The 20123-nt window shown below is 63.4% G+C and carries 19 protein-coding genes; 9 read left to right on the top strand and 10 right to left on the bottom strand.

The window, feature by feature from the left end; translation table 11 throughout:
* Positions 1–2: 2 nt before the first annotated feature.
* The 6 genes from AB7E35_RS03960 to AB7E35_RS03935 form a co-directional block, all read right to left on the bottom strand.
* Positions 3–1544 (bottom strand): 2-isopropylmalate synthase, encoded by a 1542-nt coding sequence (locus AB7E35_RS03960; RefSeq protein WP_428163236.1) that lies wholly within the window; start codon positions 1542–1544, stop codon positions 3–5.
* Positions 1545–1597: 53 nt separating this feature from the next.
* Positions 1598–3271 (bottom strand): 2-isopropylmalate synthase, encoded by a 1674-nt coding sequence (leuA, locus tag AB7E35_RS03955; RefSeq protein ID WP_428167127.1) that lies wholly within the window; start codon positions 3269–3271, stop codon positions 1598–1600.
* A 225-nt stretch (positions 3272–3496) separates the two neighbouring features.
* The gene (gene pssA / locus AB7E35_RS03950) at positions 3497–4330 is read right to left on the bottom strand and encodes a CDP-diacylglycerol--serine O-phosphatidyltransferase (protein ID WP_428163237.1); all 834 of its coding nucleotides are present in this window, start codon (positions 4328–4330) and stop codon (positions 3497–3499) included.
* A gap of 174 nt (positions 4331–4504) precedes the next feature.
* Positions 4505–5521: a ketol-acid reductoisomerase gene (gene ilvC / locus AB7E35_RS03945; protein ID WP_428163238.1), complete on the bottom strand. Its 1017-nt coding sequence runs from the start codon at positions 5519–5521 to the stop codon at positions 4505–4507.
* 53 nt (positions 5522–5574) lie between these two features.
* Positions 5575–6066, bottom strand: coding sequence for an acetolactate synthase small subunit (ilvN, locus tag AB7E35_RS03940; protein ID WP_428167121.1), 492 nt, complete (start codon positions 6064–6066; stop codon positions 5575–5577).
* A gap of 187 nt (positions 6067–6253) precedes the next feature.
* A complete protein-coding gene (locus AB7E35_RS03935; RefSeq protein WP_428163240.1) occupies positions 6254–8047 on the bottom strand; it encodes an acetolactate synthase 3 catalytic subunit in 1794 nt (597 codons plus the stop codon).
* 289 nt (positions 8048–8336) lie between these two features.
* On the opposite strand from AB7E35_RS03935, the gene AB7E35_RS03930 reads away from it, so the two are divergent.
* The 6 genes from AB7E35_RS03930 to AB7E35_RS03905 all read left to right on the top strand — a co-directional run bounded on the left by AB7E35_RS03930 (position 8337) and on the right by AB7E35_RS03905 (position 11886).
* The gene (locus tag AB7E35_RS03930) at positions 8337–8906 is read left to right on the top strand and encodes an RNA polymerase sigma factor (RefSeq protein WP_428163241.1); all 570 of its coding nucleotides are present in this window, start codon (positions 8337–8339) and stop codon (positions 8904–8906) included.
* Entirely contained in the window at positions 8903–9364 is a 462-nt protein-coding gene (locus tag AB7E35_RS03925; protein ID WP_428163242.1) for a DUF3619 family protein, read from the top strand. Before AB7E35_RS03930 ends, AB7E35_RS03925 begins: the two co-directional genes overlap by 4 nt.
* A gap of 23 nt (positions 9365–9387) precedes the next feature.
* The gene (locus AB7E35_RS03920; RefSeq protein WP_428163243.1) at positions 9388–10215 is read left to right on the top strand and encodes a DUF3106 domain-containing protein; all 828 of its coding nucleotides are present in this window, start codon (positions 9388–9390) and stop codon (positions 10213–10215) included.
* Between the two features lie 31 nt (positions 10216–10246).
* Entirely contained in the window at positions 10247–10822 is a 576-nt protein-coding gene (locus AB7E35_RS03915) for an RDD family protein (protein ID WP_428167120.1), read from the top strand.
* Between the two features lie 82 nt (positions 10823–10904).
* A complete protein-coding gene (locus AB7E35_RS03910) occupies positions 10905–11300 on the top strand; it encodes a diacylglycerol kinase (RefSeq protein ID WP_428167119.1) in 396 nt (131 codons plus the stop codon).
* Positions 11293–11886 (top strand): TIGR00730 family Rossman fold protein, encoded by a 594-nt coding sequence (locus AB7E35_RS03905; protein ID WP_428167118.1) that lies wholly within the window; start codon positions 11293–11295, stop codon positions 11884–11886. Before AB7E35_RS03910 ends, AB7E35_RS03905 begins: the two co-directional genes overlap by 8 nt.
* Positions 11887–11958: 72 nt before the next feature.
* Here AB7E35_RS03905 and AB7E35_RS03900 read toward each other — a convergent pair whose 3' ends face one another.
* On the bottom strand, positions 11959–12297 hold the full coding sequence (locus AB7E35_RS03900; protein ID WP_428163247.1) for a P-II family nitrogen regulator: 339 nt from the start codon (positions 12295–12297) through the stop codon (positions 11959–11961).
* 59 nt (positions 12298–12356) lie between these two features.
* Complete coding sequence (locus AB7E35_RS03895) at positions 12357–14033, bottom strand: NAD+ synthase (RefSeq protein WP_428163248.1); 1677 nt, start codon at positions 14031–14033, stop codon at positions 12357–12359.
* A gap of 165 nt (positions 14034–14198) precedes the next feature.
* Here AB7E35_RS03895 and AB7E35_RS03890 point away from each other — a divergent pair, with 165 nt between their 5' ends.
* Positions 14199–15428 (top strand): GNAT family N-acetyltransferase, encoded by a 1230-nt coding sequence (locus AB7E35_RS03890; RefSeq protein ID WP_428163249.1) that lies wholly within the window; start codon positions 14199–14201, stop codon positions 15426–15428.
* Between the two features lie 66 nt (positions 15429–15494).
* On the opposite strand, the gene AB7E35_RS03885 is transcribed toward AB7E35_RS03890, so the two are convergent.
* Positions 15495–16007, bottom strand: coding sequence for a chemotaxis protein CheW (locus AB7E35_RS03885; RefSeq protein ID WP_428163250.1), 513 nt, complete (start codon positions 16005–16007; stop codon positions 15495–15497).
* 124 nt (positions 16008–16131) lie between these two features.
* On the bottom strand, positions 16132–16662 hold the full coding sequence (gene ppa / locus AB7E35_RS03880) for an inorganic diphosphatase (protein ID WP_428163251.1): 531 nt from the start codon (positions 16660–16662) through the stop codon (positions 16132–16134).
* 270 nt (positions 16663–16932) lie between these two features.
* On the opposite strand from ppa, the gene AB7E35_RS03875 reads away from it, so the two are divergent.
* Both AB7E35_RS03875 and AB7E35_RS03870 read left to right on the top strand, forming a co-directional pair.
* Positions 16933–19017 carry a sodium-translocating pyrophosphatase gene (locus AB7E35_RS03875; protein ID WP_428163252.1) on the top strand — a complete coding sequence of 695 codons (2085 nt, stop codon included), beginning with the start codon at positions 16933–16935 and terminating at the stop codon, positions 19015–19017.
* 106 nt (positions 19018–19123) lie between these two features.
* Positions 19124–20123 (top strand): DUF1631 family protein (locus AB7E35_RS03870; RefSeq protein WP_428167117.1); only part of this gene is annotated, 1000 nt, incomplete at its 3' end.

Here is a 20123-nt window from a genome sequence, read left to right as displayed (position 1 = left end):
GCTCAGCCCTGCGCTGCCACCCGTTCGGCTTTACTCTGTAACTTGTTGAGCGCATTCAGATAGGCCTTGGCGGATGCGACGACGATGTCGGGGTCTGCCCCCACGCCATTGACCACCCGACCTGCGCTTTGCAGCCGCACTGTGACCTCTCCCTGGCTTTCGGTTGACCCGCTGATGGCATTGACCGAATACAGCACCATCTCGGCACCGCTTTGCACCCGGCCTTCAATGGCCTTGAGCGATGCATCCACCGGGCCATTGCCCTCAGAGGTACTTTTGACCTCTTTACCGCCCACGGTGAAAACGATGGTGGCCTCGGGGCTCTCGCCGGTTTCGCTGTGCTGCGCCAGGGACACGAAGCCGAAGTGCTCTTTTTCGCTAGTGACGCTCTCGTCGTTGACCAGCGCCAGGATGTCCTCGTCAAAAATCTCGCTCTTGCGGTCGGCCAGTTCCTTGAACCGGGCGAAGGCCACATTGATCTCGCCTTCACTTTCCAGCTGCACGCCCAGATCTTGCAGGCGCTGCTTGAACGCATTGCGCCCGCTGAGCTTGCCCAGCACGATCTTGTTGGCGCTCCAGCCCACGTCTTCGGCGCGCATGATCTCGTAGGTGTCGCGTGCCTTCAGCACGCCGTCCTGGTGGATGCCCGAGGCGTGCGCAAACGCATTGGCCCCTACCACGGCCTTATTGGGCTGCACGACGAAGCCGGTGGTCTGGCTGACCATGCGGCTGGCCGGCACGATCTGCCGGGTGTCGATGCCGACGTCCAGCCCAAAGTAATCGCGCCGCGTTTTCACGGCCATGACGATTTCTTCCAGGGAGCAATTGCCCGCGCGCTCGCCCAGGCCGTTGATCGTGCATTCCACCTGGCGCGCGCCGCCAATCTTCACACCCGCCAGCGAGTTGGCTACCGCCATGCCCAGGTCGTTGTGGCAGTGCACGGACCAGATGGCCTTGTCGCTGTTGGGGATGCGCTCGCGCAGGTTCTTGATGAAATTGCCGTACAGCTCGGGAACGGCGTAACCCACCGTATCGGGCACGTTGATGGTGGTGGCACCCTCGGCAATCACCGTCTCGATCACCCGGCACAGAAAGTCCGGGTCGCTGCGGTAGCCGTCTTCGGGGCTGAACTCGATGTCATCCACCAGATTGCGCGCAAAACGCACTGCCTGCCTGGCCTGCTCCAGGACCTGGTCAGGCGTCATGCGCAGCTTTTTCTCCATGTGCAGCTCGCTGGTCGCAATGAAGGTATGGATGCGCGCGCGGTTGGCATCTTGCAACGCCTCTGCCGCACGGGCAATGTCGCGATCATTGGCGCGGGCCAGCGAGCAGATGGTGGAGTCCCTGACGGCACGGGCAATCGCCTGCACCGCCTCAAAGTCGCCGTTGGAGCTGGCGGCAAAACCGGCCTCGATCACGTCCACCCGCAAGCGTTCGAGCTGGCGCGCAATGCGCAGCTTCTCGTCGCGCGTCATCGAAGCGCCGGGCGACTGCTCGCCGTCGCGCAAAGTAGTGTCGAAGATGATGAGCTTGTCGGTAGTCATGGTTTGCCTCTGTCGTTGGAGTGTGTGCGAGAGCGTGTTGACGATCCAAGGGCTCAAGCCATGACGGCCTGCTCCCGTGTCTGTGGCGCGCGCTGCAGGCCCGAGACAATGGCGCGGATCGATGCGGAGACGATGTTGCCGTCCATGCCGACGCCGTACACCGTGTGCTGCTCGTCCACACGCATCTCCACATAGGCCACGGCCTTGGCGCTGGCGCCTTCGCTGATGGCGTGCTCGTTGTAGTCGAGCACACGCACCTGGCGGTCAAGCGCTGCAGACACGGCCTGCACAAAAGCGTCGATAGGCCCCGTGCCTTCGCCCTCAATCTGCAAGCTGGCGCCCTGCCACTGCAGATCGGCGCTAAGCGACACTGCGCCGCTATCGCTGTGCATCTGATAGGTCGGCGTGATGGCCGATTCGACGCGGTACTCGCGCTCGAACAGGCTCCACAGGTCTGCCGCTGTCAGTTCTTTGCCGCTGGCGTCCATCTCGCGCTGCACGGCCTGGCTGAACTCGATCTGCAGGCGCCGCGGCAGCTGCAGGCCGTATTCGCTTTCCAGCAGGTACGAGATGCCACCCTTGCCAGACTGGCTGTTGACGCGGATAACAGCCTCGTAACTGCGCCCCAGATCCTTGGGATCGATGGGCAGGTAGGGCATGTCCCAGATGTCGCCCTCGCGGCGCGCGGCAAAGGCCTTCTTGATGGCGTCCTGGTGCGAGCCCGAAAACGAGGTGTAAACCAGGTCCCCGACGTAAGGATGGCGCGGATGCACTGACAACTGGTTGCAGTGCTCCACCGTGCTGCGGATGCTGTCGATGTCAGAAAAATCCAGCCCCGGATGCACGCCCTGGATGTACATGTTGAGCGCCACGTTCACCACATCGAGGTTGCCCGTGCGCTCGCCGTTGCCAAAGAGGCAACCTTCAAGACGATCGGCGCCAGCCATCAAGGCCAACTCTGCCGCCGCCGTGCCGGTGCCGCGGTCGTTGTGCGGATGCACGGACAGCACGATGCCGTCCCTGCGCTGCAGGTGGCGATGCGTCCACTCGACCATGTCGGCAAACAGGTTGGGCGTGGAATGCTCGACCGTGGTGGGCAGGTTGATGATGCATTTCTTCTCGGGCGTGGGCTGCCACACCTCTGTCACCGCATCGATCACGCGCAGGGAAAACTGCAGCTCGGTGTCCGAATACATCTCGGGCGAGTACTGGAACGTCCAGTCGGTGCGCGGATACTGGGCAGCGATCTCCTTGAACATGCGCGCGTGGCTGGTGGCCAGCTCCACGATTTCATCCTCGCTCATGCCCAGCACCACGCGGCGCATCACCGGCGCGGTGGCGTTGTACAGGTGCACGATGGCCCGGGGCGCACCGGCCAAGGCCTCGAAGGTGCTGCGAATCAAAGGCTCGCGCGCCTGCGTCAGCACCTGAATGGTCACATCATCAGGAATGCGGTCTTCCTCGATGAGCTTGCGCACAAAGTCAAACTCGACCTGCGAAGCCGACGGAAACCCGACCTCGATCTCCTTGAAGCCGATCTTCACCAATTGCTCGAACATGCGCATCTTGCGTTCGATGTCCATGGGCTCGATCAGCGCCTGATTGCCGTCGCGCAGATCCACGCTGCACCACACAGGAGGTTTTTCGATCACTGCATCGGGCCAGGTGCGGTCGCTCAGACGCACGGGGGCAAAGGGACGGTATTTGACAGAGGGGTTGCGCAGCATCATGGTTCTTTCTTTCGTGAGACAGGTCAATGAACGTGGCCAGTGCCCAGCAACCCCCAAAACAAAAACGGCCCGTCGCTGGTGCTCACGGGCCGTGGAAGTAGGTGTGTGTACGCGTGCGCTACTAAGCCTGCCCGTTGGACAAAAAGGATAGTAGTGCTAGCGACATAAATTTCATGTAAACGACTCTAGCACAAAAGGATCACCGGGCACTGCAACGCGGGATCACTCATGCAGCCCGCGCTCTTCAGGTTCGTCCGTGGAGGTGCTGATCACGCTGGCACGGTACCCCTTGGCGCGCCGCCAAGCGTACACGCCGTAGCCGCTGGTGCCGTAGATCACAAAGAGGCAGAACAATACGGTGGGCGCATGAATGTTGATGATGGCGATCGCCAGCACGATGAGCACAATGGATGCAAACGGCACGCTTTTCTTCAGGCGCAAGTCCTTGAAGCTGTAAAACGGGGCATTGGTCACCATGGTGAGGCCGGCATACAGCGTCAGCGCAAACATCACCCAGGTCAGCTGGAGCCAGCTCAGCAGCCCGTCCTGGCCCTGCTCCAGCCCGGCATCGGACAGCAGCCAGATGAAGCCGGTGACCAGCGCTGCGGCGGCGGGCGACGGCAGGCCCTGAAACCAGCGTCTGTCCACAGTCCCTGTGTTGACATTGAAGCGCGCCAGGCGCAACGCCGCACACGAGCAATAGACAAACGCCGCAATCCAGCCCCAGCGCCCCAGACTGCTGAGCGCCCACTCATAGGCAATCAGGGCCGGCGCCACGCCAAACGACACCATGTCTGACAGCGAGTCCATCTGCTCGCCAAACGCGCTCTGGGTGTTGGTCATGCGCGCCACACGGCCGTCCAGGCTATCGAGCACCATGGCGCAGAAGACGCCCGCCGCAGCCAAGTCGAAGCGGCCGTTCATGGCCATGACAATGGCATAAAACCCGCCAAACAAAGCCGCCAGCGTGATCAGGTTGGGCAAGACGTAAATGCCCTTGCGCCGCTTGTGTACCACCGCGACAGGGTTTACGGCGTCGCCATTTCCATCATGCATTAAATCGACCTCCAGCGCCCGTAAGTAAAGCGCAAGCAGCTATCAAAAAAATAGTAACCGACAGCGTGCCGGACAGCGCGCCAGCGCGCAAAAAAAGCTGGCAGTGTAGCCGCGCCACCCCACGCAAAAAAGGCCACCGAAGTGGCCTTGGCGTGCACTGGCTGCGCAGGCAGATCAGTTACGGGTCTGATCGACCAGCTTGTTCTTGGCAATCCAGGGCATCATGGCGCGCAGCTGGGCACCCACCACTTCGATGCTGTGGTCGGCGGTGTTGCGGCGGCGGGCCGTCATGCTCGGGTAGTTCAGGCGGCCTTCCTGGATGAACATCTTGGCGTAGTCGCCGTTCTGGATGCGCTTCAGGGCGTTGCGCATGGCTTTGCGCGACTCTTCGTTGATGACTTCGGGACCGGTCACATACTCACCGAACTCGGCATTGTTCGAGATCGAGTAGTTCATGTTGGCGATGCCGCCTTCGTAGATCAGGTCCACGATCAATTTCAGCTCGTGCAGACACTCGAAGTAGGCCATCTCAGGGGCGTAACCGGCTTCGACCAGGGTCTCGTAACCCATCTTGATCAGCTCGACAGCGCCGCCACACAGCACGGCCTGCTCGCCGAACAGGTCGGTCTCGGTCTCTTCCTTGAAGTTGGTCTCGATGATGCCGGCCTTGCCGCCACCGTTGGCCATGGCGTACGACAGCGCCAGGTCACGCGCCTTGCCGCTCTTGTCCTGGTGCACTGCGACCAGGTGGGGCACGCCACCGCCCTGGGTGTAGGTGTTGCGCACGGTGTGACCCGGGGCCTTGGGGGCCACCATCCACACGTCCAGGTCGGCGCGAGGCACGACCTGGTTGTAGTGCACGTTGAAACCGTGGGCAAAGGCCAGCGAAGCGCCCTGCTTGATGTTGGGCTCGACGTTGTTCTTGTACACCTCTGCGATCTGCTCGTCGGGCAGCAGGATCATGACCACATCGGCTTCCTTGACCGCGTCGTTCACTTCCTTGACCGTCAGACCGGCTTTGCCGACCTTGTCCCAAGAGGCACCGCCCTTGCGCAGGCCAACGACGACCTTGACGCCGCTGTCGTTCAGGTTTTGTGCATGGGCGTGGCCCTGCGAGCCGTAGCCGATGATGGCCACGGTCTTGCCCTTGATCAGGCTCAGGTCACAGTCTTTGTCGTAGAAAACTTTCATGGTCGCTCCGGTTGAAATTGTGTGTTTGGTTGATTGAAAAGCGGTGGATTGTCTTACACGCGCAGGATGCGCTCGCCCCGGCCGATACCGCTGGCGCCGGTGCGCACGGTCTCCAGGATGGCCGTGCGGTCGATGGCTTGCAAAAAGGCGTCGTTCTTGGTCTGGTCGCCGGTCAGCTCGATGGTGTAGCTCTTGTCGGTCACGTCGATGATGCGGCCGCGGAAGATGTCGGCCATGCGCTTCATCTCCTCGCGCTCCTTGCCCACGGCCCGCACCTTCACCATCATCAGCTCACGCTCGGTGTAGGCGCCTTCGGTCAGGTCCACCACCTTCACCACCTCGATGAGGCGATTGAGGTGCTTGGTGATCTGCTCGATTACGTCTTCAGAGCCATGCGTCTGGATGGTCATGCGCGACAGGGACGGATCTTCCGTCGGCGCCACGGTCAGCGACTCGATGTTGTAGCCACGGGCGGAAAACAGGCCAACCACGCGCGACAGCGCGCCGGGTTCGTTTTCCAGCAAGACAGCAATGATGTGTTTCATAAGTCCAGATTCCTCTTTTTGCGACGGCAGCACGATCCAAAGAACGATCGCAGAAAACCACCGTTTTTCGCTGCCCTCGCCCGCACACGGTAATGCCCGGGTTTGGCAGGCAATAGATTCGTCAATATGCTATTTAATTGATAGCTTGTAGCGCCCGACAATCAAGGGCTACAGGCCTTTTTTGCACTTAAAGGTCTTCCGACCCCAGCAACATCTCGGTGATGCCCTTGCCAGCCTGCACCATCGGGAACACGTTCTCGGTGGGGTCGGTGCGAAAGTCCATGAACACGGTGCGATCCTTGAGCTTGCGCGCCTCGCGCAGCGCTGGCTCCACATCTTTGGGGTGTTCGATCAGCATGCCCACATGGCCATAGGCCTCGGCCAGCTTGACGAAGTTGGGCAACGCATCCATGTAGCTGTGGCTGTAGCGGCCGGAGTACTCGATCTCCTGCCACTGGCGCACCATGCCCAGGTAGCGGTTGTTGAGCGACACAACCTTGATCGGCGTGTTGTACTGCAGACAGGTTGACAGTTCCTGGATGTTCATCTGCACCGAGCCTTCGCCGGTGATGCAGAACACCTCGGCCTGCGGCTTGGCCAGCTTGATGCCCATGGCGTAGGGAATGCCCACGCCCATGGTGCCCAGGCCACCCGAGTTGATCCAGCGGCGCGGCTCGTCAAATTTGTAGAACTGCGCGGCCCACATCTGGTGCTGCCCCACGTCGGAGGTGATGTAGGTATCCGCGTCGCGGGTCATGTTCCACAGCGTCTCGATCACGTACTGGGGCTTGATGACCTCGGTGTTGCCACGGTCATACTTGAGGCAGTCGCGCCCGCGCCAGGCCTCGATCTGATCCCACCAGGACGACAAGGCGCCGGCATCGGGGCGTGTCGAGGCTTCGCGGATCATGGCGATCAGCTCTGTCAGCACCTCTTTCACATCGCCCACGATGGGGATGTCGACCTTGACGCGCTTGGAGATGCTCGACGGATCGATGTCGATGTGGATGATCTTGCGATCGTTTTGCGCGAAGTGCCTGGGATTGCCGATCACACGGTCGTCGAAGCGCGCGCCCACGGCCAGCAGCACGTCGCAGTTTTGCATGGCGTTGTTGGCCTCGATGGTGCCGTGCATGCCCAGCATGCCCAGGAACTTGCGATCAGTCGCCGGGTAGGCACCCAGGCCCATCAGCGTGTTGGTAACCGGGTAACCCAGCATGTCCACCAGCGTGCGCAGCTCGGCAGTGGCATTACCCAGCAGCACGCCGCCGCCGGTGTAGATGTAAGGACGCTTGGCCGTCAGCAGCAGTTGCAGCGCCTTGCGGATCTGGCCGCCATGCCCCTTCCTGACGGGGTTGTAGGAGCGCATCTCCACACTTGCGGGGTAGCCGTGAAAGGCGGTCTTCTTGAAAGAAACGTCCTTCGGGATATCCACCACCACGGGGCCGGGGCGACCGGTGCGCGCGATGTGGAAGGCTTTTTTCAGCGTCAACGCAAGGTCGCGCACGTCCTTGACCAGGAAGTTGTGCTTGACAATGGGGCGCGTGATGCCCACCGTGTCGCACTCCTGGAAGGCATCCAGCCCGATGGCGGCAGTGGGCACCTGGCCGGAGATGATCACCATGGGGATCGAATCCATGTAGGCCGTGGCGATACCGGTGACGGCATTCGTCAGCCCGGGGCCGGAAGTCACCAGCGCCACACCCACTTCGCCTGTGGCACGCGCGTAGCCATCGGCGGCGTGCACGGCCGCCTGTTCATGGCGCACCAGAACGTGCTGGATGGTGTCTTGCTTGTACAGCGCGTCGTAGATGTAAAGCACGGCCCCGCCGGGATAGCCCCACATGTACTGGACGTTCTCGGCCTGCAGGGCCTTGACAAGGATTTCAGCGCCCATCAGATCCTGAGGGCCTGTTGCGTGTGAGGGAGTGCCGTGAGTCGCGGCAGCGGCCGAAGTGAGTTCGGCTTTGGAGATTTCCATGATCAACCTTTGCGAATTTCTCTAACGAAAAACCTTGGGTGCCCCTCGAACGTGCTCTCGTGAAGCCGACTCGGGACTTGAGGCCTCGACCATAGGCGCTAGGAGTGCTACGCCGGATCGAGACCCGTTTGCCTTTTTGAATTGCAGCACGGATTATTGCACCGCAACACCGTGTTTCGGGCACAAGCGTAAAAATTCAATCTGAATGCCATAATCCGCTGTTTGAAGTTTGCGCCATGAGCCCGTCTCGCCGCAGCACTTTTGCCGGTCCATCACAGGCCTATTTCTTTTGGCAACCGAACAAGAGCTTTCCGAATTCCTCAAGAGCGTGGAAAAGCGCGCTTTCAAGCGCACGCTGTACCATGTCCGCAACGAGGAAGCAGCCCTGGACATCGTTCAGGACAGCATGCTCAAGCTCGCCGAACACTATGGCGACAAGCCGCCGGGCGAATTGCCCATGCTGTTTCACCGCATCCTGTCCAACTCCACGCTGGACTGGTTTCGCCGCCAGAAAACCCGCAACGCGCTGTTTTCCAGCCTGAGCGACTTTGAGGGCCCGAACGAAGATGGCGCAGACTTCGATTTTCTCGAAGTCCATTCCGGCACGCCTGCGGGCGAGACGGTACAAAGCACCGAAGATCTCGTGCGGCGATCACAGGTGCTGCGCGACATCGAGTTGGAGATCCAGCAATTGCCAGCGCGTCAACGAGAGGCATTCCTGATGCGTTACTGGGAAGAAATGGACGTCGCGGAGACGGCAGCCGCCATGGGTTGCTCTGAAGGCAGTGTCAAGACACACTGCTTTCGCGCCATCCAAACCCTCAGCAAGGCACTGAAGGCCAAAGGAATCGTGCTATGAACCGACCCCCAGAACTCCCCACAGAGACCATTCAGGCTGCTGATGCTTATGCGCGCCGCATTGCCTCGTGCCTCACCCTGAGCAACGCCGACCTGCCGTACGACATCACCGAGCGCCTGCGCGCCGCGCGCACCCAGGCGCTGGCCAGGCGCAAGCGGCCCGCGGCGCAACCGGCGCGCCGCGCATCAGTGGCCAAGCAAGTGCACTCGAGCGGCTCCACCGCCACTTTGGGAGGCTGGGGCAGCGAGGGCGGCAACTGGTGGCGCGCCTTGGTTTCGGCCATACCGCTGACGGCACTGGCCGTGGGCTTGGTGTTCGTGAACCTGGTGCAAGACGAAACCGTGGCCAACGAGATCGCGGAAGTGGACTCCGCATTGCTCACGGACGACCTGCCTCCTTCCGCCTATGCTGACCCGGGCTTTCTTCAGTTCCTGAAAACAGCGAACCAGGCGCAATAAGCCCAGCTCCTGCCAACGCCCGCATGCACGCAACATCCGCCCCAGCCCCACGCCACGCAATGCCAGCATTTGTGCTGGCTTTTGTATTGTTGGGCACGCTGGCACTGGCGGGCTGGTGGGTTGCTGCGTACACACGTGTAGCGCCCAGTACTCCTGTGCCACTGCAGGCCCTGGGTACTGGCACGCACCGGGCCCTGGGCAAGTCTCAGCTAACGCCACAGCCCGAGGCTTCGCCCCTCTGGAGTGAGCTGAGCACGCCTCAGAAGGAAGCCCTGTATCCGCTAGCCAATCGCTGGAGCCTGCTCAGCGAGGTGCAAAAGCGCAATTGGCTTCATCTTGCGGCTGGCTTTCATGCTCTCTCCCCCGAAGAACAAACGAAGATGCTCGAGCGCATCACCGATTGGGCGAGCCTGAGCGCTCAGCAGCGCAGCCAGGCGCGACTGAACTTTGCCGCAGCGGCCAAGCTGCCCGCTGAAAGCAAACGTGCCCAGTGGGAGGCCTACCAGGCTCTTAGCGCCGAAGAGAAAAAACGACTGGCAGCCAAGGCGGCGCCCAAGCCTGCCGGCGCAGCAACGGCGGTTCGGCCCGTATCCCCCAAGAAGTTGGCGCGCGTGCCGGCCGCCATCAACACCCCGCCAGCGGTACCCAATCCGCCCAAGATCGTCGTGCCTGAGCCTTCGCACATCCCGCAGGCGCTACCGGTTGCGCCACCCACCGTTGTAGAGACGGCTCCCGTTTCCATGCCTTCTGCGGTAGCTGCGTCGCTGCCTCCGCTACGACCAGCCTCCGAGCCCGAACCCTGGGCTGCCCCCACCCAGGATCAGGCAACGCCGGGGTACCCGTCCCAGTAAACTCGGCGCACTGCAACCGCGACTTTTTTGCATGCCCGTCTCGAGCCCGCCACACCCTCGCCAGCCTACCGACTCAGTCGTGTCCGCACCCACGGTGGCTGCTGCAAAAGGCTTGGCGCCCGCGTTGCGCCGACGCATGGCCTGCTGGCTTTATGAGGGCATGCTGATGTTCGGCGTGGTGTTCGTTGCCGCCTACCTCTTCAGCACCTTGACGCAGACACGCCACGCGCTGGACAACCGCCACGCCCTTCAGGCTTTTCTGTTCGTTGTTTTTGGCATTTATTTCGTCTGGTTCTGGTCCCACGGGCACACCCTGGCCATGAAAACCTGGCACATCCGTGTGGTGGATCGGCAAGGCCGCCCTCTCAGTCAGCCGCGCGCGCTGCTGCGTTATGTGCTTTGCTGGCTTTGGTTTTTGCCGCCGCTGGCGTTGGTGCGTGTGCTGGAACAGTCCGGCAGCGGCGCGGCGGCGATGGTCATGGGCTGGGTGGTCATCTGGGCGTTGCTGAGCCGCTTTCACCCGCAAGGCCAGTTCTGGCACGATGCTCTGGCGGGCACCCGACTGGTACACCACGAGCCGCCACCGCGCCAGCAAAAAAAGAAATGAGCCACATCGCCTGTCCGAGGCGAACACCCCCACCGCGAATCCCGCAGCCCTGCAACCGGGTTGCCCCGAAAACCTTTGCCACATGCCCAATCAGCCCACTCCTCACCCCCACAAGCAGCGCACCGGCCTGAGCCGGCTGTGGCATGCGATCGGCTACTCACTGGAGGGTTTGCGGTTCGGCTGGAGTGAAGAGGCGTTCCGCCAGGAAGTCTGGGCCGCAGTGGTACTGTTGCCCCTGTCGTTCTGGCTGGGCCGCAGTTGGGTAGAAACGGCGGTGCTGGCAGGGGCTGTAGTGCTGGTGATGGTGGTCGAACTGCTCAACTCGGGAATCGAAGCAGCCACCGACCGCATCGGTCCGGAACTGCACGAACTGTCCAAGCGCGCCAAAGACCTGGGCAGCGCGGCCGTGCTGCTGAGCCTACTGCTATGCGCCGGCGTGTGGGCCGCTGCGATTTACCAGAGGTTTGCACATGGCTGATGTCGCCTTTTCAATCTGCGTTTACCTGGGCTCGCGTCCGGGCAACAACCCTTTGTTCACCGAAGCCGCAGTGGCCGTGGGCCGCTGGATAGGACAGCGCGGCGGACAGCTGGTGTATGGCGGTGGGCTCAGCGGCCTCATGGGCACGGTGGCCGAGGCCACGCGCCAGGCTGGCGGGCGTGTGGTGGGCGTGATTCCACAGGCGCTGGTGGACAAAGAACTGGCCAATCATCTGTGCGACGAGCTGCACATCGTCAACACCATGCACGAGCGCAAGGCCATGATGGCCGAGCGTTGCGACGCCTTCATCGCCCTGCCGGGCGGCATAGGCACGCTGGAGGAGCTGTTCGAGGTCTGGACCTGGCGCCAGCTGGGCTATCACGACAAGCCCATCGGCCTGCTGGACATCGATGGCTACTACAGCAGCATGCTGGGCTTTTTGCAGCATGCCGTGCACAACGGCCTCATGAGCGACTGGCAGATGGATCTGATTCGCACCGGCGCAGAGCCCCACGCCCTGCTTGCCTCGCTGGTGCAGGATGCTGGCGTCAATGCCGAAACGATCACACTGCGCAGTGTGATCTGAACGCATCGCTGAATTCAACGCACCGCTGAACGTACCGGCGCGCAAGCCGGTACGGCGTCTGGAGTAGAGCGCTCAAATGGCGGCGTCGTCCAGATCTCCGGTGCGGATGCGTACCACGCGCTCCACGGCGGTCACAAAAATCTTGCCATCGCCAATCTTGCCGGTGCGCGCCGCGGCCACGATGGCATCCACGCAGCGATCCACATCCTGGCTGCGCACCACCACCTCAATTTTGACCTTGGGCAGAAAATCCACCACATATTCCGCGCCTCGGTAGAGCTCGGTGTGGCCCTTTTGGCGGCCGAAGCCCTTGACTTCGGTCACCGTCAGCCCGGTCACGCCACACTCGGCCAACGCCTCGCGGACTTCCTCCAGCTTGAAGGGCTTGATGACGGCGGTGATCATTTGCATGACGTGGACTCCTGGAATATGGATGAAACTGCGGGCGCGGCCGGGACGGACATTGCGGCTCAGCCCTTGAATTTATTGGTGATCGGATAGCGCCAGTCCTTGCCAAAGCTGCGGCGCGTGACGCGCACACCGATCGGTGCCTGGCGGCGCTTGTACTCGTTGATGCGAATGAGCCGGGTCACGCCCTCCACGTCGGACTGCGCAAAACCGGCGCGCACGATGTCGCCCACGGGCTCATCGTTTTCCATGTAGCGCTCGACGATGGCGTCCAGCACCTCGTAGGGCGGCAGACTGTCCTGATCGGTCTGGTCGGGCCGCAGCTCTGCGCTGGGCGGGCGCGTGATGATGCGTTCCGGAATGGGACCGGCACCGGTGCCAAAGGGGTCATGCGCGTTGCGCCAGCGCGCCAGTGCAAACACACGGGTCTTGACCACGTCCTTGATGACCGCAAATCCGCCGGCCATGTCGCCATACAAAGTGCAATAGCCGGTGGCCATCTCGCTTTTGTTGCCGGTGGTCAGCACCAGGCTGCCAAACTTGTTGGACAGCGCCATCAGCAATGTGCCGCGGATACGCGCCTGCAGGTTTTCCTCGGTTGTGTCCTCGGGCAAACCTGCGAACTGCGGCGCCAGCGCGGTCTTGAAGGCCTCGAATTGCGGTGCAATGGCGATCTCATCGTAGCGCACCTTCAGGCGAGCGGCCATGTCGCGCGCGTCAATCCAGCTGATGTCGGCCGTGTAGGGCGACGGCATCATCACCGTGCGCACCTTGTCCGCACCCAGTGCGTCCACCGCAATCGCCAGCACCAGGGCCGAGTCGATACCCCCCGACAGTCCCAGCAGCACACCCGGAAAGCCGTTCTTGCCCACATAGTCGCGCACACCCAGCACCAGGGCAGACCACAGCTCAGCCTCCCAGCTCTCGCGTGGCGCCACTTCTGCTTCAATAGTGATAGCTGACTGCGCTTGACTTACCTGGGCTAGCAGCATTTTTTCTTCAAAACCTGGGGCGCGCGCCGCCACGCTGCCGTCGGCGTTCAAGGCGAACGACCGGCCTTCAAAAACCACCTCGTCCTGCCCGCCCACCAGGTGCGCATAGACCAGGGGCAGGCCGGTCTCGAGCACACGCTCGCGCATGACCTGCTCGCGCTCGGCGCCCTTGCCCAGGTGATAGGGCGACGCGTTCAGGGTGACCAGCATCTGCGCGCCGGCCTGCTGCGCGCGGCGGGCGGGGCCGGGGTACCAGGCGTCCTCGCAGATCAGCAGACCGATGCGCACGCCCTCGACCTCGAACACGCAGCTGCCCTCGCCGGGCAGAAAGTAGCGGCGCTCGTCAAACACGCCGTAGTTGGGCAGATACTGCTTGGCGTAGGTGTGCTCGGTGCGGCCCGCGCGCAGCACACTGGCGGCGTTGTGGCACAGGCCATGTCCAGCCTCATCTGCGGCCTCGTCGGCCAGGTGGTTCAGTCGCCGCGGGTGGCCCACCACCACGGTCAGCCCGGGCAGCGCGGCGGTGGCGGCTGCCACCTCGGCCAGCGCCTGCTCGCAGGCCGACAGGAAGGCCGACCGCAGGAACAGATCCTCGGCCGCGTAACCGCACAGTGCCAGCTCGGGCGTCAGCAGCAGTCGTGCCCCGGCTGCATGGGCCTGGCGCGCCGCATGGATGATCTTTTGGGCATTGCCCGGCACGTCGCCCACCGTGAAATTGAGCTGTGCAATGCTGATGACAAATGGCATAGGGCAAGGAGAAAAGAGTCATTTGATTATGCCCGTAGCCCCCATGCCCCTCCGGGTAACGCTTTTGGCGCCATGATGAGCGCCTGCCGGGTGCCGGCACTGCACTTGTCCCGGCTTGCGCCCCCGATCACTCTCGTTTTGCCCGCCTCAAGCCCTGCCCTGCACATGCGCGCCACGCCCGTGTTTCCCCCCCCACCTCCCAGCTACACATTGCGGCTGCTGGACTCCCCGCACCAGATCGACCCCGCCGCCTGGGACGCGCTGCTGCGCCGGCAGTCTCAGCCCACACCGTTCATGCGCCATGCCTACCTGGCGGCGCTGCACATCAGCGACAGCGCCACGCCGCACACGGGCTGGGCGCCCTGCTTTGTCACGCTATGGCAGGGCGACACGCTGTGTGCGGCCTGCGCGGTGTATGTGAAGGCGCATTCGTACGGCGAATATGTCTTTGACTGGGCCTGGGCCGACGCCTACCAGCGCCACGGCCTGGCCTACTACCCCAAAGCCGTGGCGGCCGTGCCTTTCACGCCGGTACCCGGCACGCGGCTACTGGCGTGCGACGAACCCGCCCGCGCTGCGCTGCTGCAGGCGCTGGTCGGCTGGGCGGGCGCAGCAGGCCTGTCGTCGCTGCACCTGCTGTTCGCGTCTGATGATGACCTGGCCGCCGCGCGCGCGGCCGGGCTGATGCTGCGCCACACGGTGCAGTTTCATTGGCACAACCAACGCCCGGCTGATGCAGCTCCGTTTGCAGACTTTGACGACTTTCTGGCCTCTCTGGCGCAAGACAAGCGCAAGAAAATCCGCCAGGAGCGCCGCCGCGTGCAGCAGGCGGGTGTGGTGTTTCGCGTGCTGCGCGGCCGCGAGATCACAACCGACGACTGGGACTTTTTCTATCGCTGCTACGAGCGCACCTACCTGGAGCACGGCAACCCGCCTTATCTGACCCGCGCCTTCTTCGCCCAGATGCAGCAACACATGCCCGAGGCCTGGGTGCTGTTCGTGGCCGAGCGTGAAGGGCGCCGTGTTGCTAGCAGTTTGATAGCGCTTAGCGCTCGCCCTGACTGCGCTACAGGCCAAAACAACATTCAACATATCGCCTATGGCCGCTACTGGGGGGCGCTGGAACGGGTGGACTGCCTGCACTTTGAGGCCTGTTACTACCAGCCGATCGCCTGGTGCATCGCCCAGGGCGTGCAGCGCTTTGAAGGCGGCGCGCAGGGCGAGCACAAAATGGCCCGCGCCCTGCTGCCCGTGCAGACCAGCAGCGCCCACTGGCTGGCCCACCCGGCCTTCGCCGACGCGGTGGATCGCTTTCTGGCCCGCGAGGGCGAAGGCATGGCCCACTATCTGGAAGACCTGCGCGGCCGCAGCCCGTTCAGGCAAAAACACCCGTGACCAACACCAACGAAAACGCGCCCGGACGGGCGCGTTAGACATCTTCAAGCAAAGAAAACAGCCAGGTCAGCCGGCCGCTACCGCCTGTACCAAGCCCAGCTCGGAGCTGCTGAGCAAAGACTCGATGTCCACCACAATCAGCATGCGCTCGCCCACCGTGGCGATGCCACGCACAAAAGCAGAATCCAGCTGGCTCTGGAACTGCGGCGCCGGCTTGATGGAGTCGGCCGGCAGCGCCACCACATCGGCCACGGCATCCACCACGGCGCCCAGCACCGTGCCGCCCACATTCAGAATGATGACCACAGTGAAGTCGGTGTAGTCAGCGGTACTGCAACCCAGCTTGAGGCGCAGATCCACGATCGGCACGATGACGCCGCGCAGGTCGATCACGCCCTTGATGAACTCGGGCGCGTGCGCCATGCGCGTGGGCTGCTCGTAAGAGCGGATCTCCTGCACGCGCAAGATGTCGATGCCGTACTCCTCCTGACCCAGGCGGAAAGTCAAGTACTCCGCTGCGTTGCTGGCGGCGGCAGCGGCTGCGCCGGTTGTGGGGCGCTGAAAAGAGAAGGACGACATGAATACTCCTGGAGCTTGGGCCTGTGCAGGCACCGCAATCGATACCTGCCGGCCACCTGCGGTGCGCGTGCGGTGCGCGTGCGGCGCAGCATAGCAGTGCGCCGTTACCAATTCTGACAATAGGTCAGGCGTTTTTGAAGTTTTCCACGCCGTCCAGGATTTCCTTGTGGGCAGCCTCGATACCCTCCCAGCCCAGCACCTTGACCCACTTGCCCTCTTCCAGGTCTTTGTAATGCTCGAAGAAGTGGCTGATGGCCTTCAGGCGCATCGGGTTCACGTCCTCAACCGTCTTCCAAGGCTCGTACATTTTCAGGATCTTGGTGGTGGGCACGGCCAGCACCTTGCCATCAACGCCGGCTTCGTCTTCCATCTTCAGGATGCCCAGCGCGCGGCAAGGCACCACCACGCCAGGGTGCAGCGGGTAAGGCGTGATCACCAGCACGTCCACCGGGTCGCCGTCGCCCGACAGGGTCTGGGGCACGTAGCCGTAGTTGCAGGGGTAATACATGGCCGTGGTCAAAAAGCGATCCACGAAGACAGCGCCCGATTCCTTGTCCACCTCGTACTTGACGGGGTCGGATTCCGCAGGAATCTCGATCACCACGTTGAAAGTTTCAGGAATGTTCTTGCCGGGCTTGACGTTGTTCAGCGACATGGTTTTGGGAATTGAGTGGTTGGTATGACACGACTGCCACCCCGCCAGCCTGGTGATGGCCATGGGTTCGGTGCAATGCGGTGCGGCCGGTGATTTTAGGCGCAGGCTTCTTGCTGCTTGCTTGCAACCGGGTGTTTCGCGTTAAATGACCACGTTGGCCCATCGGCTCCCGCAGCGCCGGACGCACGAGCAGGCAACGCCCCGCACGCACAGGCGCCCCGAAGCGCCCCGCTTGCACCCCGTGCAACTGACAACCGACGGAGATTACGAATGGATGCATCCACCTCGGCGCTGACTGCCCCCGCCATCCTGGCCCTGGTTTGCGGACTGATTGCCGTGGCCTACGGTTTGTGGGCGCGCAGCTGGATTCTGTCGAAGGACGCGGGCAACGCCCGCATGCAGGAGATCGCCGGTGCCATACAGGCCGGCGCTGCCGCCTATCTGGCGCGGCAGTACAAGACCATCACTATCGTCGGCGTGGCGCTGGCAGTGCTGATTGGCGTGTTTCTTGACGGCACCACGGCCGTGGGCTTTGTCATCGGCGCGGTGCTCTCCGGTGCCTGCGGCTTCATCGGCATGAATGTGTCGGTGCGCGCCAACGTGCGCACGGCCCAGGCCGCCACGCAGGGGCTGGGCCCGGCGCTGCAGGTGGCGTTTCGCGGCGGGGCCATCACGGGCATGCTGGTGGTGGGCCTGGGCCTGCTGGGGGTGACGGCCTTCGCCTGGTTTCTGATCGGCAACGGCCAGCTCACGCCCACGGCCAACCTGTCGGCGCTGCTCAACCCGCTGATCGGCTTTGCGTTTGGCTCGTCGCTGATTTCCATCTTTGCCCGCCTTGGCGGCGGCATCTTCACCAAGGGCGCCGACGTGGGCGCCGACCTGGTGGGCAAGGTGGAGGCCGGCATCCCCGAGGACGACCCGCGCAACCCCGCCGTGATTGCCGACAACGTGGGCGACAACGTGGGCGACTGCGCCGGCATGGCGGCCGACCTGTTCGAGACCTACGCCGTCACGCTGATCGCCACCATGGTGCTGGGCGCGCTGCTGGTGGGTGCGGCGCCGCTGGCGGCGGTGGCCTATCCGCTGGCGCTGGGGGCGGTGTCCATCATCGCCTCCATCATCGGCTGCTTTTTTGTGCAGGCCGGGCCGGGCATGCGCAACGTGATGCCGGCGCTGTACCGCGGCCTGGCCGTGGCGGGTGTGCTGTCGCTGGTTGCGTTTTGGTTCGTGACCGCCTGGGTGATCCCCGACAACGCCCTGGGTGGCACTGGTGCGCAGGCCAGGTTGTTTGGCGCCTGCGCCACGGGCCTGGTGCTGACGGCGGCGCTGGTGTGGATCACCGAGTTTTATACCGGCACGCAGTATTCGCCGGTGCGCCACATCGCCCAGGCCTCCACCACCGGCCACGGCACCAACATCATCGCGGGGCTGGGCGTCTCGATGCGCTCCACGGCCTGGCCGGTGCTGTTCGTGTGCGCGGCGATCATCGTGTCGTACACGCTGGCCGGCCTGTATGGCATTGCCGTGGCCGCTATGTCCATGCTCAGCATGGCGGGCATCGTGGTGGCGCTGGACGCGTACGGCCCCATTACCGACAACGCCGGCGGCATTGCCGAAATGGCCGAGCTGCCCAGCAGCGTGCGCGACATCACCGACCCGCTGGACGCCGTGGGCAACACGACCAAAGCCGTGACCAAGGGCTACGCCATCGGCTCGGCCGGCCTTGCCGCGCTGGTGCTGTTTGCCGACTACACCCACAAGCTGGAGAGCTTCGGCCAGGCCATACGGTTTGACCTGTCAGACCCGATGGTGATCGTGGGCCTGTTCATTGGCGGGCTGATTCCCTACCTGTTCGGCGCCATGGCCATGGAAGCCGTGGGCCGCGCGGCGGGCGCCGTGGTGGTGGAGGTGCGCCGCCAGTTCCGCGACATCCCCGGCATCATGGAAGGCACGGCCAAGCCCGAATACGGCCGCGCCGTGGACATGCTGACCAGCGCTGCCATCAAGGAGATGATCATCCCCAGCCTGCTGCCCGTCGTGGTGCCCATCGTGGTGGGCCTGGCACTGGGCCCGAAGGCGCTGGGCGGGCTGCTGATGGGCACCATCGTCACCGGCCTGTTCGTGGCCATCAGCATGTGCACCGGCGGCGGCGCCTGGGACAACGCCAAGAAATACATCGAAGACGGCCACCACGGCGGCAAAGGCTCAGAGGCGCACAAGGCGGCCGTCACCGGCGACACCGTGGGCGACCCCTACAAGGACACGGCCGGCCCGGCCGTCAATCCGCTGATCAAGATCATCAACATCGTGGCGCTGCTCATCGTGCCGCTGGTGGTCAAGTTCCACGCAGGCTGACACGCCTGCGTCGCCCGCGCACCGGCGCGCCGGTGCGCGAGCCAGTGTGCCGCTGCAAGAACCTGTGTGCCGTACCATGCCGGGCACACCGGTTTATGTTGACCCGATGATTACAGCGAAACCCACCACCTCCACAGACCCAGGCCAACACTACGCCAAGCTCGGTCAGCGCCTCATCCACGACGTGCTGGCCAACTCCAGGCACCTGCTGGAACTGGTGCTGGAGGCCACGCGCCTGTCCCTGAAGGCCCGGGAAGACCAGGCGCGCACGGCAGGCGAGCACTACGCGATGATGCAGGCGCGCCAGCAGCTGGCCCGGCTGGGCGACGTGCTAACCGAGCGCTACCCCGCGGCGCTGCGTGTGGCGATCCACCAGGAAGCCGACACAAATCAGACCAGGCGAGCGCTGTCCAGCGTGCAATTCGACGAGCTGGAGCTGATGGACGAGACGCAGATCAGCGAAAGTGTCGAACGCGCCCGCGCCTTGCAGGCGCTGGCCCCTGCTGTGGAGGGGCCGCTGGCAGAGCTCGACGCAATGATGGGCGCAGTCCAGGGCTTATCCAAGGTGCAGCCGGAGAAAAACCCCCTTCGCCCCATCACCTTCGTGCAGGCGCTGCAGGTAGTGGTGTCACAAATGCAGCTCACCAACCAGATGCGCAACGACTGGATGGCGCACATGGCGCCTGCGCTGGGCGACGAATTGCGCAAGCTGTATCTGGCGTTGCTGCAGCAGCTCAGGCACAGCGGCGTGCAGCCCCTGGGCTACGCCCTGCGCCAGCCCAATGGACGCTATGTTTACCTGCCGCCACCGGACAGCGGCGCCAGCCCGGGCATGGAGCCTGACCCTCTGGCGCAGGCCAGCGGACATCTCGGCCAGCAGTTCAGCGCTACCGGCGCGGGTCAGCCCGCACGGCAGCCCGCACAAACCAGTCAGCTTGATTCGCTGCTGACGCTCGATCGCCTGCGCCGCCTGTTGACCGGAGAGCTCGGCCACACCACAACCGCGCACCCATCGCCAGCCCCTGCGGCCAGTTTTGGCGAGCAGTTCGCGCGCGACTTCGAGTCCGGTGACGCGCTTCAATTGCCCGATCTGCCCGATCTGCCCG

It is taken from the genome of Diaphorobacter sp. (assembly GCF_050251835.1).
Taxonomy (GTDB): Bacteria; Pseudomonadota; Gammaproteobacteria; order Burkholderiales; family Burkholderiaceae_C; genus JBFXIE01.
Note: the sequence above shows the minus strand (reverse complement) of the source record. Positions and strands in the feature narration are given on the sequence as shown.

Excerpts from the sequence above, each read along its gene's own strand:
- AB7E35_RS03895 (WP_428163248.1), bottom strand. The coding sequence starts at position 14,033 with ATGCCATTTGTCATCAGCATTGCACAGCTCAATTTCACGGTGGGCGAC.
- AB7E35_RS03935 (WP_428163240.1), bottom strand. The coding sequence starts at position 8,047 with ATGGAAATCTCCAAAGCCGAACTCACTTCGGCCGCTGCCGCGACTCAC.
- AB7E35_RS03910 (WP_428167119.1), top strand. The coding sequence starts at position 10,905 with ATGCCCAATCAGCCCACTCCTCACCCCCACAAGCAGCGCACCGGCCTG.
- AB7E35_RS03915 (WP_428167120.1), top strand. The coding sequence starts at position 10,247 with ATGCCCGTCTCGAGCCCGCCACACCCTCGCCAGCCTACCGACTCAGTC.
- AB7E35_RS03905 (WP_428167118.1), top strand. The coding sequence starts at position 11,293 with ATGGCTGATGTCGCCTTTTCAATCTGCGTTTACCTGGGCTCGCGTCCG.
- leuA (WP_428167127.1), bottom strand. The coding sequence starts at position 3,271 with ATGCTGCGCAACCCCTCTGTCAAATACCGTCCCTTTGCCCCCGTGCGT.
- AB7E35_RS03920 (WP_428163243.1), top strand. The coding sequence starts at position 9,388 with ATGCACGCAACATCCGCCCCAGCCCCACGCCACGCAATGCCAGCATTT.
- AB7E35_RS03890 (WP_428163249.1), top strand. The coding sequence starts at position 14,199 with ATGCGCGCCACGCCCGTGTTTCCCCCCCCACCTCCCAGCTACACATTG.
- AB7E35_RS03875 (WP_428163252.1), top strand. The coding sequence starts at position 16,933 with ATGGATGCATCCACCTCGGCGCTGACTGCCCCCGCCATCCTGGCCCTG.
- ppa (WP_428163251.1), bottom strand. The coding sequence starts at position 16,662 with ATGTCGCTGAACAACGTCAAGCCCGGCAAGAACATTCCTGAAACTTTC.
- AB7E35_RS03925 (WP_428163242.1), top strand. The coding sequence starts at position 8,903 with ATGAACCGACCCCCAGAACTCCCCACAGAGACCATTCAGGCTGCTGAT.
- AB7E35_RS03885 (WP_428163250.1), bottom strand. The coding sequence starts at position 16,007 with ATGTCGTCCTTCTCTTTTCAGCGCCCCACAACCGGCGCAGCCGCTGCC.
- pssA (WP_428163237.1), bottom strand. The coding sequence starts at position 4,330 with ATGCATGATGGAAATGGCGACGCCGTAAACCCTGTCGCGGTGGTACAC.
- ilvC (WP_428163238.1), bottom strand. The coding sequence starts at position 5,521 with ATGAAAGTTTTCTACGACAAAGACTGTGACCTGAGCCTGATCAAGGGC.
- AB7E35_RS03900 (WP_428163247.1), bottom strand. The coding sequence starts at position 12,297 with ATGCAAATGATCACCGCCGTCATCAAGCCCTTCAAGCTGGAGGAAGTC.
- AB7E35_RS03960 (WP_428163236.1), bottom strand. The coding sequence starts at position 1,544 with ATGACTACCGACAAGCTCATCATCTTCGACACTACTTTGCGCGACGGC.
- ilvN (WP_428167121.1), bottom strand. The coding sequence starts at position 6,066 with ATGAAACACATCATTGCTGTCTTGCTGGAAAACGAACCCGGCGCGCTG.